The sequence below is a fragment of the Streptomyces doebereineriae genome, assembly GCF_031845645.1.
Lineage (GTDB): Bacteria > Actinomycetota > Actinomycetes > Streptomycetales > Streptomycetaceae > Streptomyces > Streptomyces canus.
Window position 1 is genome coordinate 1 of the sequence record NZ_JAVREZ010000327.1, and the last position, 447, is coordinate 447.

Below are 447 nucleotides of genomic sequence, written 5' to 3' on the forward strand. Positions count from 1 at the left end.
CTTGATACGAAGCAGTTCGACAGCCTTGTCGAAGTCGCCGCCGGCCTCGACCAGGGCGTTCTTCGAGTCGAGCATGCCGGCGCCAGTCAGCTCCCGCAGTCGCTTGACGTCGGCAGCGGTGTAGGTAGCCATTTAAGACTTCTCCGGGAATTACGAAGCGTCAGTGGATGTTTCGGGTGCAGCAGCGGCCTCGCCCTCGGCGGTTCCGGCGGTCGCACCGGCGAGCAGCTCCTGCTCCCACTCGGCGAGCGGCTCAGCGCCCTCGGTGTCCTGCTTCTCACCGGCACCCTGGCCGGCGCGAGCCTGCAGGCCCTCGGCCACCGCGGAGGCGACGACCTTGGTCAGCAGGGCAGCCGAACGGATGGCATCGTCGTTACCCGGGATCGGGTAGTTGACCTGGTCGGGATCGCAGTTGGTGTCCAGGATCGCGATGACCGGGATACCCAG

Annotated in this window: 1 protein-coding gene and 1 pseudogene; both read right to left on the bottom strand. The window is 66.4% G+C overall.

Features of this window, described 5'->3' with window-relative positions; all coding sequences use genetic code 11:
• A pseudogene (locus tag RNB18_RS52110) lies at positions 1-132 on the bottom strand (translation elongation factor Ts); the annotation flags it as partial.
• Positions 133-150: 18 nt separating this feature from the next.
• Positions 151-447: 30S ribosomal protein S2 (locus tag RNB18_RS52115; protein WP_311721068.1), on the bottom strand; the 297-nt coding region annotated here is incomplete at its 5' end.